The organism is Achromobacter sp. GbtcB20 (assembly GCF_019091095.1).
Taxonomy (GTDB): Bacteria; Pseudomonadota; Gammaproteobacteria; order Burkholderiales; family Burkholderiaceae_B; genus Achromobacter; species Achromobacter mucicolens.
In genome coordinates, this window is record NZ_JAGXJZ010000188.1 from 1 (window position 1) to 553 (window position 553).

1 pseudogene is annotated in these 553 nt (G+C 60.8%); it reads left to right on the plus strand.

The annotated features are described in order from the left end of the window. Nucleotides 1–259 precede the first annotated feature (259 nt). Nucleotides 260–553 (plus strand): annotated as a pseudogene (locus KVT32_RS28490) (MFS transporter); the annotation flags it as partial.

Genomic DNA, 553 nt, shown 5'->3' on the forward strand with positions numbered 1-553 from the left:
TGATGTTGGTTTCGGAAGACATGGGAGAATCATTTACAGTTGTAAGCGAATTCGATGATTACATCCGTAATCGACTCCGTCAAGAGCTCGCCGAAGCCGCGATGCCGAAGCGCGCCTGATTTTCGCCGCTATGTCGTCCATTGCACGGTCAGCGCCGCCGATGTCTTTCACACTCGGCGCGAGCGGTGGACGCCGCAATGCCGATGAGAAAACGTTAAAATTGCCTGATCGCAAGCACAGCAAAGTTGAAGGGAAACAGATGCCGACAGCGCGCATGACCGTGGAGCAGGGGATCCAGACAGCCGGCGTCGGCAAATTCCAGTACCGCCTGTTCGTGATCTTCGGCCTGGTCTGGATGGCCGACGCCATGCAGGTATTGTCGATCGGCTTCACCGCGCCCTCGATCGCGAAGACCTTCGGCATCGCGATGCCGCAGGCGCTCGAGACCGGCACCGTGTTCTTCGTCGGCATGCTGCTCGGCGCCTTCGGCTTCGGGCGCCTGGCCGACCGCATCGGGCGCAGGCCGGTGCTGATGGCGGCGGTGCTGGTCGAC